The following is a 14,968-nucleotide window of genomic DNA, read 5'->3' on the forward strand; positions in this document are numbered from 1 at the left end:
TGATGAGTGTGTCCTGCGCCCGCGCCTCGCGTAGCGTCACATGCTGTGACGTTTGCGGTAGCCCTCGAGAAACCGCGCGATGCGGTTGATCGAATCGGTCAGATCGTCGGCGTTCGGCAGGAACACGACCCGGAAGTGATCGGGACTCGGCCAGTTGAAACCCGTGCCTTGCACGAGCAACACACGCTCTTCGAGCAGCAGATCGAGCACGAACTGCTGATCGTCCTGGATCGGATAGACCTTCGGGTCGAGCCGCGGAAACATGTACAGCGCGGCCTCGGGCTTCACGCAGCTGACGCCCGGGATCGCATTGAGCATCTCGTAGGCAATCTGGCGCTGCTTGTGCAGCCGCCCGCCCGGCATGATGAGATCGTCGATGCTCTGATAGCCGCCCAGCGCGGTCTGAATGGCGTACTGTCCCGGCACATTGGGGCAAAGGCGCATCGAGGCGAGGATGCCGAGCCCCTCGAAGTAGTCTTTTGCACGCCGGCGGTTCTCGCCTGTCAACCCCGAGACGTACATCCAGCCGGCGCGGTAGCCGCACGAACGGTAGCTCTTCGAGAGGCTGTTGAAGGTAACCGTCAGCACGTCCTCGGACAATGCGGCGACCGACGTGTGCTTCTTGCCGTCGTAGACGATCTTGTCGTAGACCTCGTCGGCGAAAATGACGAGGCCGTGCTGGCGCGCGATCTCAAGCAAATCGAGCAGCAATTCGTCCGAGTAGAGCGCACCCGTCGGATTGTTCGGGTTGATGATGATGAGCGCACGCGTGTTCGGCGTGATTTTCGCGCGCACATCGTCGAGATCGGGCATCCAGCCGTTCGATTCGTCGCACAGATAGTGCACGGGCGTGCCGCCGGACAGACTCACCGCGGCCGTCCACAGCGGATAGTCGGGCGCCGGCAGCAGGACTTCATCGCCGTCGTTGAGCAAGCCCTGCATGGCCATCACGATCAGTTCGGACGCGCCGTTGCCGATGTAAATGTCGTCGAGCTCGACCCCCGCCACGCCCTTTTGCTGCGTGTAGTGCATGATCGCCTTGCGCGCCGCGAACACGCCCTTCGAATCCGAATAACCCGACGAAGCGGGCAGATTGCGGATCATGTCCTGGACGATTTCCTCGGGCGCATCGAAGCCGAACGGGGCGAGATTGCCGATGTTGAGCTTGATGATCTTGTGGCCTTCGTCCTCGAGGCGCTTGGCGTGCTCGAGCACGGGCCCGCGGATGTCGTAGCAGACATTCAACAGCTTGTTCGATTTGAGAATCGGTTTCACGGCGACACTGTTCCTCGGGAAAGGCCTGAAGGGGCGAAAGCGCTGGCAGCCGAGGCGCCGGACGCGCCAGGACGGTGCCGGGCGCGGCGGCGAATTCACCGGGTGGGGGAGCACGCGAGGCGGGCCAACGCGTCAGCGCTTTTGGCGCTCGTTGCCAGACTCCCCGCGCGGCAATCGCGATGCAAAGGGCGCCGCCAGGCGGCTAAAAAGTTATAATTTAGCGGATTTCGGCCAACTTTCGCAATGCACAATCGCTAGGAGCCGAAAGCCAGCCGGGAAACTACGGAAAAAACGGATTTGAAATTACACCAGGATTCGAGCGGCGCCCTGAACACGGTCACCGGTTACGGCGCCCACTATGTGGAGATCAATCTCCAGCGCCACGAAAGCAGCGTCGTCGTGGTGCCGGACGCGCCCGTCGTCGACTGGCCCGTCTCGTCGTTCGACATGCTGAGCGTGGAACACTTCGAGATCGTGCTGGCCACCGAGCCGGAGGTGGTCGTCTTCGGCACGGGCGCACGCCTGCGGTTTGCACATCCGCGTCTGACGGCCGCGCTCACGGCGCGACGCATTGGCGTCGAATCGATGGATTTCATGGCCGCCTGCCGGACTTACAACATTCTGATGGCCGAAGGCCGCCGGGTCGCCGCGGCGCTGCTCATCGAGCGATGACGGTTCGCCGCGCGTGCCGTGCCGCGTCCGGGAGCGCAGTCGTAGCGGCGGCGCTCTCAGCGGTACGAGGAGCCGGCCGTGCGCCGGCGGCGCGCCGTGCCGTCCATACCCATTGGCCGCTTCCGCGGCTTCGCTAAACGGATTCCGACTCATGCCGCTTCAACGTTACTCCCGCTCCGCCGGCGCCAGTCCGGCAGACGGCCATGCCCCGTACGGCGCGGGCCTCGCGCAGCAGTTGCCGGCGGGCCGCGTCGCCATCGCCTTGCTCGTCCTTGCGCTGGCCATCATCTGGTTCGCGCCGCTCGGCTTGCGGCATCTCGTGCCGAGCGACGAAGGCCGCTACGCCGAAATGGCCCGCGAGATGCTCGTCACGGGCGACTGGATCACGCCGCGCTACAACGGCTACAAATACTTCGAAAAGCCGCCGCTGCAGACCTGGGCCAACGCCCTGACGTTCGCCTGGTTCGGCATCGGCGAGTGGCAAGCCCGGCTCTACACGGCATTGACAGGCTTCGCCGGCGTATTGCTGGCCGGCTTCACGGCCCGGCGGCTCGTGAGCCCCGCCGCGGGTTTCGCCACGGCGCTGGTGCTGGCGAGCGCGCCCTACTGGAACCTGATGGGGCACTTCGACACGCTCGACATGGGCCTCTCGTTCTGGATGGAATGCGCGCTGTGCACGTTGCTGCTCGCCCAGCGCGCCGACGCCGCCAAGCGCGAGCGCCGCGCGTGGATGTGGGCATGCTGGGCGGCCATGGCGCTGGCGGTCCTCTCGAAAGGCCTCGTCGGGCTCATCCTGCCCGGTGCCACGCTCGTCTTTTACACGCTGATCGAGCGCGACTGGGCGATCTGGAAGCGCCTTCATCTCGCGAGCGGGCTCGTCGTCTTCTTCGCCATTGCCGCGCCCTGGTTCGTGCTCGTTCAGCTGCGCAACCCGGAATTCTTCAATTTCTTCTTCGTCGTCCAGCAATTCGAGCGCTACCTCACGCCCGACCAGCACCGCCCTGGGCCGATCCACTATTTCGTCTGGGTCGTCCTCGTCGGTTTCCTCCCGTGGCTGTCGATCGCGGCGCAAAGCCTGCGTCACGCGGCACGCGCGCCGCGCGAGGCGAACGGCTTCAGGCCCGCGATGCTGCTGTTCGTCTGGACGGCCTTCATCTTCGTCTTTTTCAGCGTATCGCATTCGAAGCTCGTTTCGTATGTGCTGCCGATCGCCCCTGCGCTGGCCCTCGTCATCGGCGCCTATTTGCCGCATGTTTCGCGCGATGCATGGCGCCGCCATCTGCTCGGCTATCTCGCCCTGCTGGCGATCGTCGCCGTCGGGGCCATCTTCATCGGCCGCTTCGGCGATGCCCGCACGCCGAACGCGCTTTATCTGGAATTTCGCAACTGGGTGTTCGCGGCGGTGGGCGTCGCCGCCGCGCTCACGCTGCTGGCGCTCTGGATCAACCGGCGCGCGCAGGCTTCGGTGCTGCCTTCGGCAACCGCATTCGCCGCGGCGTGGCTGATGCTGGCGACCATCGCGGGCACGGGCCACGAAGCATTCGGCCGGTATAGTTCCGGTGCGCTTCTCGCACCGGCCGTCAAAGCGGCACTTGCGCGGCTGCCGGCCGACGCACCGTTCTACTCCGTCGGCCTGCTCGATCACACGTTGCCGTTTTACGTCGGCCATACGACGATCATGGTCCAGGACGCGAACGAACTGACGTTCGGCGTCCACCAGGAACCGCAAAAATGGGTCCCGACCATCGCCGAATGGATCGAGCGCTGGAAGGCCGCGCCGTACGGGCTGGCGGTCATGACCCTCTCGCGCTACGACGAACTGGCGGCCGCCCATGTGCCGATGCGCGTCATTGCTCGTGACACGCGCCGCGTGGTCGTGGAGAAACCCGGCGCCCCATGAAGCTGCATCTGAATCCGAACCCGAACCTGTCGGCGCCGCGCGTGCGGCGCCTCCGCGATTTCCAATGAACCCAATTTCGCTATTTTGCATTCTGGCTGGCGTGACACTGAACGCCGGCGCGCAGTTGCTGCTCAAGGCCGGCGTGAACGCCGTTGGACACTTCGAATTCACCCGTGCGAACATTGTGCCCATTGGCCTGAAACTCGCCACCCAGGTGCCGATCGTCGGCGGTCTGGCCTGCTACGTCGTCAGCGTGGCTGTCTGGGTCGTCGGGCTATCGCGCGTCGACGTGTCGGTTGCCTATCCGATGCTTTCGCTCGGCTACGTCGTCAACGCATTTGCAGCCTGGTATTTGTTCGGCGAAGCGCTGTCGGTACACCGGCTGGCAGGCATTGCCATTATTCTGGTCGGCGTCGTGGTCCTCGCGCGCAGCTGAGCCTCACCGGCTGCCCCGTTCTTTTTATCCATGCACAGCATTCATCATTCATGACCCAGCAAGCCCTCCCCTTTTTGCCGTTCGTGCGGCCCGAGATCGACGAGGACACGATTCAGGGCGTAGCCGACGTGCTGCGCTCCGGCTGGATCACCACCGGCCCTCAGAACACGGCTTTCGAGAAACAATTGTCCGAGTTCTGTGGGGGCCGTCCCGTGCGCACGTTCAATTCGGGCACGGCCACGCTCGAAATCGGCTTGCGCATCGCGGGGGTCGGCCCCGGCGACGAGGTCATCACGTCGCCCATTTCATGGGTCGCGACAGCGAACGTCATCCTCGAGGTCGGGGCGACACCGGTTTTCGTCGATATCGATCCGCTCACCCGCAATCTCGATCTGAATCTCATCGAACAGGCCATCACGCCGCGCACGAAGGCGATCATTCCGGTCTATCTTGCGGGGCTGCCCGTCGACATGGACCGGCTCTACGAGATCGCGCGCGCCTACAAGCTGCGTGTCGTCGAGGACGCAGCGCAGGCGATCGGCGCCACCTGGGGCGGCGAGCGCATCGGCAAGCTCGGTGACCTCGTCTCGTTCAGCTTTCACGCGAACAAGAATCTGACCTCCATCGAAGGGGGCGCGCTCGTGCTCAACGACGAACACGAAGCCGAGCTCGCGCGCAAGTACCGGTTGCAAGGCATCACCCGCACGGGCTACGACGGCATGGACTGCGATCTGCTTGGCGGCAAGTACAACCTGACCGACGTGGCGGCGCGCGTGGGGCTCGGGCAATTGGCGCGGCTCGAGCGCTTCGTCGCGCAACGCAAGACGCTGGCGCGGGCATATTTCGAAGGGTTCGAAAACGGCGCCGCGAGCGCGCTCGGTACCGGGCTGCCCGTGCGCGACTTCGAAAACGGCAATTGGCACATGTTCCAGATCGCCCTACCGCTCGCGCGGCTCACGATCGATCGCGCCGGCTTCATGCAGAAGATGCATGACACATACGGCATTGGCACGGGCGTGCATTACCCCGCCATCCATCTGTTCACGCTTTATCGCGCGCGCGGCTTCGCACCGGGCATGTTCCCCCACGCCGAGCGCTACGGCGCGTCTACGCTCACGCTGCCGCTTTTCACGCAAATGACCGAAGCCGATGTGGCTCGCGTCACCGCCGCCGTCAATGAAATCTGCGAACATCACGGGAAATAAGCGGACATGACTTATACGGAATATCGTTCGACGCATCCTGAAGTGTCGGTGATCATCCCGGTCTACAACGAAGAAGCCGGCCTCAAGGCGCTTTTCGCGCGTCTGTATCCCGCGCTCGACGCGCTGCGCACAACCTATGAAGTCATCTTCGTCAATGACGGCAGCCGCGACAAATCGGCTGCAATGCTCGCCGAGCAGTTTCGCGCGCGCCCCGACACCACACGCGTCGTTCTGTTGAACGGCAATTACGGGCAGCACATGGCGATTCTCGCGGGTTTCGAGCAATCGCGGGGGGCGATCGTGCTGACGCTCGATGCCGATTTGCAAAACCCGCCCGAGGAGATCGGCAAGCTCGTGGAGAAGATGCGCGAGGGCTATGACTACGTCGGCTCGATCCGGCGCGAGCGGCAAGATACGCTCTGGCGGCGCAAGGCTTCTCGTGCAATGAACCGCCTGCGCGAACGGATCACGCACATCCGCATGACCGACCAAGGCTGCATGCTGCGCGCCTACAGCCGGCAGATCATCGATACGATCAACCGCTGCGGCGAGGTCAACACGTTCATTCCCGCGCTCGCCTATACATTCGCGCAAAACCCGATCGAAATCGAAGTCGCTCACGAGGAACGCTTTGCGGGCGAATCGAAGTACTCGTTTTACAGCCTCATCCGGCTGAATTTCGACCTTGTAACGGGCTTTTCGGTCGTCCCGCTGCAGTGGCTGTCGTTCATCGGTGTGATCCTTTCGATGGGTTCGGCCGGGCTGTTCCTGCTGCTCGTCATTCGCCGCTTCGTCATCGGTGCGGAAGTCCAGGGTGTGTTCACGCTGTTCGCCATCACGTTCTTCATGCTCGGCGTCATCATCTTCGCGCTAGGGCTGCTCGGCGAGTATATCGGCCGGATCTACCAGCAGGTGCGCGACCGCCCGCGCTATCTGATCCAGACCGTGCTCGAGGCACGAGAGGCACTGCCGACGCCCTTCGCAGCGGTCACGACGCCCGCTCCCTCGGGCGAACACATCGCGCAGGGAGACTCGCATCGATGAAACCACGCGCCGTCGTTTTCGCCTACCACAACGTCGGTGCCCGCTGCCTGCGGGTGCTGCTGGCGCGCGGGGTCGATGTCGCACTCGTCGTGACGCACGAGGACAACCCGCTCGAAAACATCTGGTTCGAAAGCGTGGCGGCCGTGGCCGCCGAGTATGGAATCGAGACGATCACGCCGCGCGAGCCGGCCGGCGACATCTTGCGCGACGCGGTACGCCGCGCTCAGCCTGAGTTCATTTTCTCGTTCTACTACCGGCACATGCTGCCGATCGATGTGCTCGCGCTCGCGCCGCGCGGCGCCTACAACATGCACGGATCGCTGCTGCCCAAATATCGCGGGCGAGTGCCGACGAACTGGGCGGTGCTGAACGGAGAGACGGAAACCGGCGCAACGCTGCACGAAATGAGCGTCAAGCCCGATGCAGGCGCCATCGTCGGCCAGACGAGCGTGCCGATCTTGCCCGACGACACGGCGCAGCAGGTGTTCGACAAGGTGACGGTCGCAGCCGAGCAGACGCTTTGGCGCGTGCTTCCCGCGCTGCTTGCCGGCGAGGCCCCGCATCTGCCGAACGACATCGCAAACGGCAGCTACTACGGCGGGCGCAAGCCCGAAGACGGCCGCATCGATTGGTCGTTGCCGGCCGAGCGTGTCTACAACCTCGTGCGAGCCGTCGCGCCGCCCTACCCGGGCGCATTCACCGATATCGGTGGCGAACGCTTCATCGTGGCCCGGGCCCGGCTCGCGCCGATCGGGGACGCACGTGTTGCCGCCCTCGCGAATTTGCCCCCGGGTCTGCACGTAAGCGATAATGCGCTTTTCGGCCTGTGCGGCAATGCACGCGCCATCGCCATCTCGGAGTTGTGGCACGCGCACGACGGCAAAACGGTCGTGGTCACCCCTGCCCAATTCACCCAGCTCACTGAGCTCACTCACCGCATCCGTCATTCATGAAAACCGAAGGTTCCGCTAAAAAAGTCCTGATTCTCGGCGTCAATGGCTTCATCGGCCATCACCTGTCCAAGCGAATCCTCGAAACGACCGACTGGGAAGTCTTCGGCATGGATATGCAGACGGACCGGCTCGGCGAGCTCGCGAACCATGAGAGGATGCACTTCTTCGAAGGCGACATCACGATCAACAAGGAGTGGGTCGAGTATCACGTCAAAAAGTGCGACGTGATCCTGCCCCTCGTTGCGATCGCCACGCCGGCCACCTACGTGCAGCAGCCCCTGCGCGTGTTCGAGCTCGACTTCGAAGCGAATCTTCCGATCGTCCGCTCGGCGGTGAAGTACCGCAAGCACCTCGTTTTCCCGTCGACATCCGAGGTCTACGGCATGTGCGCCGATGAAGAGTTCGATCCGGCCGCCTCGCCGCTCACCTATGGCCCGATCAACAAGCCGCGCTGGATCTACGCCTGCTCGAAGCAGTTGATGGACCGCGTGATCTGGGGTTACGGCATGCAGGAGGGGCTCGATTTCACGCTCTTCAGGCCGTTCAACTGGATCGGGCCGGGCCTCGATTCGATCTACACGCCGAAGGAAGGCAGCTCGCGCGTGGTCACGCAGTTCCTCGGGCACATCGTGCGCGGCGAGAATATCAGCCTCGTCGATGGAGGCTCGCAAAAGCGGGCCTTCACCGATATCGACGACGGCATCAGCGCCCTCATGAAGATCATCGATAATCCGGCCGGCATCGCGTCGGGCAAGATCTACAACATCGGCAACCCGAAGAACAACTTCTCGGTGCGCGAATTGGCGCACAAGATGCTCGCACTGGCGGCGGAGTATCCGGAGTACGCCGAATCGGCAAAAGCGGTGAAGCTCGTCGAGACTTCGTCGGGCGCCTACTACGGCGAGGGCTACCAGGACGTTCAGAACCGTGTGCCCAAGATCGAGAACACGATGGCCGATCTCGGCTGGGCACCGCTGGCCACGTTCGACGACGCCTTGCGCAAGATCTTCGAAGCCTATCGCGGCCATGTCGAGCTGGCACGCGCGCTCGTCGAACAGCAATAACGCGCGGGCGCTCCGTTGGCTCGCATCGTCCTCAAGATCGACGTCGATACGCTGCGCGGCACGCGTGAGGGCGTGCCGAATCTCGCGCGCCTGTTCGATCGCTACAAGGCCCGCGCGACCTTTCTCTTTAGCCTCGGTCCCGATCACACGGGCTGGGCATTGCGGCGCGTCTTCCGCCCCGGGTTTCTGAAAAAGGTGTCGCGCACGTCGGTGGTCGAGCACTACGGCGTGCGGCAACTCATGTATGGCGTGCTGCTGCCCGGGCCGGACATCGGCGTGCGGGCGGCGGCCGAGATGCGGGCCATTCATGAGTCCGGCTTCGAATGCGGCATCCACACCTGGGACCACGTCTACTGGCAGGACAACGTCCGCAACCAGTCGCGCGAGTGGACGCTGCGGGAAATGAACAAGTGCCACGAACGATTCGTGACGATCTTCGGCGCGGCGCCCGCCACGCACGGCGCCGCAGGCTGGCAGATGAACGAGCATGCGTTCGAACAGATCGATGCCTGGGGCATGCGGTATGCATCCGACGGGCGTGGCCACGGGCCGTATCGCCCGGTCGTTGGCGGGCGCGCCCTCGCCCATGTCCAGCTGCCGACGACGCTTTCGACGCTCGACGAATTGATCGGCGTCGATGGGCTCGACGAAACCAGCGTCGCCGCGCGGCTGCTCGCTTCGACCGAGCATAATCCCCACGATCAGGTCTTTACGCTGCATGCGGAACTGGAAGGGCAAAAGCTCGCGCCGGTATTCGAGCAATTGCTCGCGGGGTGGCGCGCACAGGGTCACACGTTTGCGACAATGGGCGACTACCATGCGACGCTGGACCGCGAATCGCTGCCATCGTACCCTGTGACGTGGGGCGAAATTCCGGGACGCTCGGGCGAGCTGATCGTCCAGCCCGACTGAGGCGCGCGTGCGGCGCAGCGCGCCTTCAGGCAAGCGCGCCTCGTTGTCGATGCCCGATAGAAGAATGAGAATGCCTCGCGCAGTAAGAAAGGAGAACCAGGTGCCCATTGCAGTCGACCAACCCGTCCCTGATTTCACGGCCGCCGCGACCGGCGGCGACTTCGCGCTGTCCGCGCTGAGGGGCAAGAAGCTGGTCTTGTATTTCTATCCCAAGGACAACACCCCGGGTTGCACGACCGAGGGTCTGCAGTTCCGCGATCTGTATCCCAAATTCAAGAAAGCCGGCGCGGAGATCGTCGGCGTTTCGCGCGACAGCCTTCGCTCGCACGACAACTTCAAGGCGAAGCTGGAATTGCCGTTTCCGCTGATCTCGGACGCTGACGAAACGCTTTGCAAGCTCTTTGACGTCATCAAGATGAAAAAGATGTACGGCAAAGAGGTGCGCGGCATCGAACGCTCGACCTTTCTCATCGACGCCGAAGGCGTGCTACGGCGCGAATGGCGCGGCGTCAAGGTACCGGGGCATGTCGACGAAATCCTCGAAGCTGTACAAGGACTTTGACGCGCGTTATATTGCGTTGCAATGAGTCCGCATTCACCCAGTTTCCGCCGTTGCCGCGCTGGCGTTGTCGAACGCCGCAGAGGTTTCACTCGCAAGGCGCCGCACGACGCTCGAAGTCGAGCCGCTTGCTCCGTTTCAGCCGGGGCGGCGGCTTTTTTATTTTGCTCTGAAGGAGTCGATCGAAATCTAGGCGAACCGGCGTTTCGAAACTGACAGCGCGCTACCCCGCCGCGGCTCGAATGGCCCCCATTTGCAGCCCGATCGAGCCGCGGCGGGGCAGCGTACGATATGCGACCCGATTCATTGAGGGAAACCATGCCTTTGCCTACCCCGCCCAGCAAACTCGGCAATCTGTTGCCGCCGGATGAATTCAAGGCCAAAGCCCGGCCTGCAAAAAACGCGAAGAAACAGGGCATTGCAGGGGAGCAAGCAGAAGCGGCCGAATTCGGCACGATCAGCGGCTCGACGGACGTCGCCGAGCCGCTGGCGCGCGCGGCCAACTCGGCCACCACGCTGCGACCGGTACAAACGCCCGTGGCCGCTTCGTCCAACGACGATGCCGGCGCACCGGCTGGGCGTACCCGAAAATCGAAGCAGACGGCAGCTTTGCTGCAGCCGGTGCCCCAGCCGCAACCTGTCGCCCGGCAAGAGGAACCCGCCAGCGATGCGCGCTCGGCCGCCAATATTGCGCGCGGCGCCAACGCCAAGCCCAGCCCGACACGTTCTCGCAAGAGCGATGCGGAGACGGAAGTGCGAAAGCTCTTCGTGCTCGACACGAACGTGCTGATGCACGACCCGACCTGCCTCTTCCGGTTCGAGGAACACGACGTCTATCTGCCGATGATGACGCTCGAGGAGCTCGACAACCACAAGAAAGGGATGTCGGAGGTCGCGCGCAACGCACGCCAGGTCAGCCGTACGCTCGACGCGCTCGTCGCGAATGCCGGGCCGATCGCGGAAGGGCTGCCGCTTGCAAGGCTAGGCAGCCGCGAGGCGCTGGGCCAGCTCTATTTCCAGACGACGCTCAACGATATCGCGCCCGTGGAAGGGCTCCCGCAGGGCAAGGCCGACAACCAGATTCTCGGCGTGGTTCGCGCGCTTCAGCGCGATCGCCCGGATCGGCAAGTCGTCCTGGTGTCGAAAGACATCAACATGCGGATCAAGGCGCACGCCCTGGGTTTGCCCGCCGAAGATTACTTCAACGATCAAGTCCTCGAAGACAAGGACCTGCTCTTCTCCGGCATTCGTTCGCTTCCGCAGGATTTCTGGACGAAGCATGCCAAGGGCATGGAAAGCTGGCAGGACAACAAGACCGGCACGACCTACTACCGCGTGACCGGCCCGGCCTGTTCCTCGTTGCTCGTCAACGAATTCGTCTATCTGGAACCCACCAACGGGGAGCCGGCATTCCACGCCATCGTGCGCGAGATCAACGGCAAGACGGCGCTTTTGCAGACCTTGCGCGACTACAGCCACCACAAGAACAACGTGTGGGGTATCACGGCGCGCAACCGCGAGCAGAACTTCGCGCTCAATCTGCTGATGAATCCCGATATCGACTTCGTGACGCTGCTTGGCCAGGCCGGTACCGGCAAGACGCTCGTCGCACTGGCAGCGGGGCTCGCACAGGTGCTGGACGAGAAGCGCTACAACGAGATCATCGTCACGCGCGCCACGGTGCCCGTCGGCGAGGACATCGGCTTTCTGCCCGGTACCGAGGAAGAGAAGATGCAGCCGTGGATGGGCGCTTTCGACGATAACCTCGAAGTTCTGCAAAAAACGGACGACAACGCGGGCGAATGGGGACGCGCCGCTACGCAAGAGCTGATCCGCTCGCGGCTGAAAGTGAAGAGCATGAACTTCATGCGTGGGCGCACCTTCGTCGACAAGTACCTGATCATCGACGAAGCGCAGAACCTGACGCCGAAACAGATGAAGACGCTGGTCACGCGCGCGGGCCCCGGCACGAAGATCGTCTGCCTCGGTAACATCGCGCAGATCGATACGCCCTATCTGACCGAAGGCAGCTCGGGCCTCACCTATGTGGTCGACCGCTTCAAGGGCTGGGCTCACAGCGGCCACGTCACGCTCGCGCGCGGCGAACGTTCGCGGCTCGCCGACTACGCGTCCGACATTCTCTGACAGGCACGCGACACGCGAGCGCTCGCGTCGGATATCGCGTCAAAGCCCGGCTCCGGCCGGGCTTTTTCTTGGGGCTGCCCCGACCGGGCCGTCACTGGCTGCACCGCCTACGAAAATCCGTGGATCGAAGCGAAAACGTCCATCGATTGCAACGCTTCTCATGCAAACTTCAAGTGATTTCTCAGGAAATCTTGCCGCACGCCCGTCCAACGGGCTACTATCGGTCGCACCTGTCCATTCCTCTGCCTTGCGTTCGAGAAATCGACGCCGCTTAGCCGCTGCGCCATGCGACGACTTGCCCTTCTCGCTTCCGTCTCACTGCTTCTGGCCGCGTGTTCGAGCGTCCCGACGAATACCGCGCGCTCCAACGCGCCTGGAGAGGCGTGGCGCACGAAGCCGCGCGGCTTGCCGAATTTCGTCGATCATTCGATCGGCCGCGAGGAAATTTCCGTCCAGGCGATGAGCCTCGTAGGCGTGCCCTATCGCTGGGCCGGCAATACGCCGGCGAGCGGGTTCGACTGCAGCGGGCTCGTGCAATATGTGTTCGGCCGTGCCGCGGACGTCAAACTGCCGCGCACGACAGCGGCGATGAGCGAGCGCGGCGAGCCGATCGACCCCGACGAAATCGCAGCCGGCGATCTGGTTTTTTTCAATACGTCGGGCAGGCCCCACTCGCACGTGGGCATCTATGTCGGCAAACTGCGTTTCGTCAATGCCCCTTCGACGGGCGGCACGGTGCGGATCGATTATTTGACGAATCCCTACTGGGCGAAGCGCTTCGACGGCATCCGGCGCATGGCGCCGCCGGTTGGTCAGCCGGCTCCCTTCGACGCGCCGACTTATCTTGCCGCGCCCCGGCAGCCGACGGCTCCCGTTTCCACCGCCCGAACCGAAGCCGGACCCGCGGAGGACGTCGAGACGCCGGCGCAGGCACTGGCAAGGATGCAGCATTACAAGCCGCTTTCCGAACGCGACGACCCGTGGGCCGATACTAGCGCGCCCACCGCCGCAGCCGCTGATGCGGACGCGGCCTCGGCGAACGACGACCCTATCGCCCGTTTCGCGACCAGCAAGTAACCTGCGCCGACGCGCCGCAGTCTAGAGCAGACGCTGCCCGACCCACCAGGCCGCCGCGGCCAGGACCGCTGAGGCGGGAATCGTCAGCACCCATGCCCACACGATATTGCCCGCCACGCCCCACCGCACGGCCGAAAGCTTTTGCGTCGCGCCCACACCGACGATTGCGCCCGTGATCGTGTGTGTCGTCGAAACGGGCACGCCGAGCGCCGAGGCGGTGAACAGCGTAATCGCACCGCCTGCTTCGGCACAGAAGCCTCCGACCGGCTTGAGCTTGGTGATCTTTTGCCCCATCGTGCGCACGATCCGCCAGCCCCCGAAAAGCGTACCGAGGCCCATCGACAGGTAGCACAGGCCGATCACCCAGACCGGTGGCGCATCGGCTGTGGCCGAGGCAAAGCCGGTCGCGATCAGCAGCATCCAGATGATGCCGATCGTTTTCTGCGCGTCGTTGCCGCCGTGGCCCAGGCTGTAGAGTCCCGCGGAAATGAATTGCAGGCGCCGGAAACGACGGTCCACCTTGCTCGGCGGGGTGCGAAAGTAGATCCACGAAACCGCGAGCATGAAAAACGAGCCAAGCACGAAGCCGAGCAGCGGCGAAATGAAAATGAAGGCGACCGTCTTGATGAGTCCGTTGAGGTTCAGCGCCCACCACCCCGACTTCGCCAGCGCCGCACCGACGAGGCCGCCGATCAATGCATGCGACGAACTCGACGGAATGCCGAAACGCCAGGTCAAAATGTTCCAGATGATGGCGCCGACGAGAGCGCCGAAGACGACGTAATGGTCGACGATCTGTGGATCGATCGTTCCTTTACCGACTGTTTGGGCGACCTTCAGGTGGAAGATGAAATAGGCAATGACGTTGCAGGCCGCCGCGAATGCCACCGCTTGTTGAGGCTTGAGCACCCCGGTCGACACGACGGTGGCGATCGAGTTCGCCGCATCGTGAAAGCCGTTCATGAAATCGAAAACAAGGGCAACGGCGATCAGCGTCGCAAGCGCCCACAGCGCAATCTGTATCGAATGCATCGGTCAGGTCCGGTCGGCTCGTTCAGGCGTTTTCCAGCACGATGCCTTCGATGATGTTCGCGACGTCCTCGCACTTGTCGGTGACCGCTTCGAGCAGTTCGTAGACCGCCTTCACCTTGATCAGCGTCTTGACGTCGTCCTCCTCGCGAAAGAGCTTCGACATAGCCGAGCGCAGGACCCTGTCAGCCTCCGACTCCAGACGATCGATCTCTTCGCAAGCCGTCAGAATGGCACGCGCCTGACTCATGTCCGACAGCATGTTGACAGCCTGCTGTACATGCTTGGACGTGCCCGTGCAGATGTGCGCAAGTTCACGCGCCTCGGAGCTCAACGCCTGGACATCGTAGAGCGAGATGGCCGTGGCGACGTCCTCCATGAGATCGAGGATGTCATCCATCGTCGTGATCAACTTATGGATTTCGTCGCGATCGAGCGGCGTAATGAAGGTCTTGTGCAGCAGGTCGATGGTTTCGTGCGTGAGCTTGTCCGCCGCTTTTTCGTTGACCTGTACGCGCTGCTTGTGCACTTCGGCTTCGCCGAGGTTATCGATCAGGCGTTCGAGCTCTTCGCTCGCAGCAACGATGCACTTCGCGTGCTCATTGAAGATTTCAAAGAATTTGCCCTCGGTGGGCATGAAACGACCGAACATGGCTATCCCGGGAGAGAGACGTCTGTGACTGACACAAAATCGCAA

At 63.2% G+C, this 14,968-nt stretch carries 14 protein-coding genes; 11 read left to right on the forward strand and 3 right to left on the reverse strand.

Features of this window, described 5'->3' with window-relative positions:
- Nucleotides 1-36: 36 nt before the first annotated feature.
- On the reverse strand, nucleotides 37-1,275 hold the full coding sequence (locus ACO1XS_RS16300; protein WP_331569853.1) for a pyridoxal phosphate-dependent aminotransferase: 1,239 nt from the start codon (nucleotides 1,273-1,275) through the stop codon (nucleotides 37-39).
- A gap of 297 nt (nucleotides 1,276-1,572) precedes the next feature.
- Between ACO1XS_RS16300 and ACO1XS_RS16305 the strand changes: the two genes are divergently transcribed.
- The 11 genes from ACO1XS_RS16305 (at nucleotide 1,573) to ACO1XS_RS16355 (ending at nucleotide 13,242) form a co-directional block, all read left to right on the forward strand.
- On the forward strand, nucleotides 1,573-1,947 hold the full coding sequence (locus tag ACO1XS_RS16305; RefSeq protein WP_331569855.1) for an Mth938-like domain-containing protein: 375 nt from the start codon (nucleotides 1,573-1,575) through the stop codon (nucleotides 1,945-1,947).
- Nucleotides 1,948-2,098: 151 nt separating this feature from the next.
- Nucleotides 2,099-3,847, forward strand: a complete 1,749-nt coding sequence (locus tag ACO1XS_RS16310) for a glycosyltransferase family 39 protein (RefSeq protein WP_331569857.1) — start codon at nucleotides 2,099-2,101, stop codon at nucleotides 3,845-3,847.
- Nucleotides 3,848-3,911: 64 nt separating this feature from the next.
- Nucleotides 3,912-4,283 carry an SMR family transporter gene (locus tag ACO1XS_RS16315; RefSeq protein ID WP_331569859.1) on the forward strand — a complete coding sequence of 124 codons (372 nt, stop codon included), beginning with the start codon at nucleotides 3,912-3,914 and terminating at the stop codon, nucleotides 4,281-4,283.
- A gap of 50 nt (nucleotides 4,284-4,333) precedes the next feature.
- Nucleotides 4,334-5,488: a DegT/DnrJ/EryC1/StrS family aminotransferase gene (locus ACO1XS_RS16320; RefSeq protein WP_331569861.1), complete on the forward strand. Its 1,155-nt coding sequence runs from the start codon at nucleotides 4,334-4,336 to the stop codon at nucleotides 5,486-5,488.
- A 6-nt stretch (nucleotides 5,489-5,494) separates the two neighbouring features.
- The gene (locus ACO1XS_RS16325) at nucleotides 5,495-6,532 is read left to right on the forward strand and encodes a glycosyltransferase (protein WP_331569863.1); all 1,038 of its coding nucleotides are present in this window, start codon (nucleotides 5,495-5,497) and stop codon (nucleotides 6,530-6,532) included.
- A complete protein-coding gene (locus ACO1XS_RS16330) occupies nucleotides 6,529-7,485 on the forward strand; it encodes a formyltransferase (protein WP_331569865.1) in 957 nt (318 codons plus the stop codon). Before ACO1XS_RS16325 ends, ACO1XS_RS16330 begins: the two co-directional genes overlap by 4 nt.
- Complete coding sequence (locus ACO1XS_RS16335; RefSeq protein ID WP_440562362.1) at nucleotides 7,482-8,549, forward strand: bifunctional UDP-4-keto-pentose/UDP-xylose synthase; 1,068 nt, start codon at nucleotides 7,482-7,484, stop codon at nucleotides 8,547-8,549. Before ACO1XS_RS16330 ends, ACO1XS_RS16335 begins: the two co-directional genes overlap by 4 nt.
- A gap of 15 nt (nucleotides 8,550-8,564) precedes the next feature.
- Nucleotides 8,565-9,461, forward strand: a complete 897-nt coding sequence (locus tag ACO1XS_RS16340) for a polysaccharide deacetylase family protein (protein WP_331569870.1) — start codon at nucleotides 8,565-8,567, stop codon at nucleotides 9,459-9,461.
- A 70-nt stretch (nucleotides 9,462-9,531) separates the two neighbouring features.
- Nucleotides 9,532-10,023 (forward strand): peroxiredoxin, encoded by a 492-nt coding sequence (locus ACO1XS_RS16345; protein ID WP_414720242.1) that lies wholly within the window; start codon nucleotides 9,532-9,534, stop codon nucleotides 10,021-10,023.
- 315 nt (nucleotides 10,024-10,338) lie between these two features.
- The gene (locus tag ACO1XS_RS16350; RefSeq protein ID WP_486391176.1) at nucleotides 10,339-12,165 is read left to right on the forward strand and encodes a PhoH family protein; all 1,827 of its coding nucleotides are present in this window, start codon (nucleotides 10,339-10,341) and stop codon (nucleotides 12,163-12,165) included.
- Between the two features lie 285 nt (nucleotides 12,166-12,450).
- Nucleotides 12,451-13,242: a C40 family peptidase gene (locus ACO1XS_RS16355; RefSeq protein WP_486391177.1), complete on the forward strand. Its 792-nt coding sequence runs from the start codon at nucleotides 12,451-12,453 to the stop codon at nucleotides 13,240-13,242.
- A gap of 21 nt (nucleotides 13,243-13,263) precedes the next feature.
- Here ACO1XS_RS16355 and ACO1XS_RS16360 read toward each other — a convergent pair whose 3' ends face one another.
- Together ACO1XS_RS16360 and ACO1XS_RS16365 are read right to left on the reverse strand one after the other, a co-directional pair.
- Nucleotides 13,264-14,274, reverse strand: coding sequence for an inorganic phosphate transporter (locus tag ACO1XS_RS16360; protein ID WP_331569876.1), 1,011 nt, complete (start codon nucleotides 14,272-14,274; stop codon nucleotides 13,264-13,266).
- A 22-nt stretch (nucleotides 14,275-14,296) separates the two neighbouring features.
- On the reverse strand, nucleotides 14,297-14,923 hold the full coding sequence (locus ACO1XS_RS16365) for a DUF47 domain-containing protein (RefSeq protein WP_331569878.1): 627 nt from the start codon (nucleotides 14,921-14,923) through the stop codon (nucleotides 14,297-14,299).
- Nucleotides 14,924-14,968 lie beyond the last annotated feature (45 nt).

The organism is Trinickia sp. (assembly GCF_057351765.1).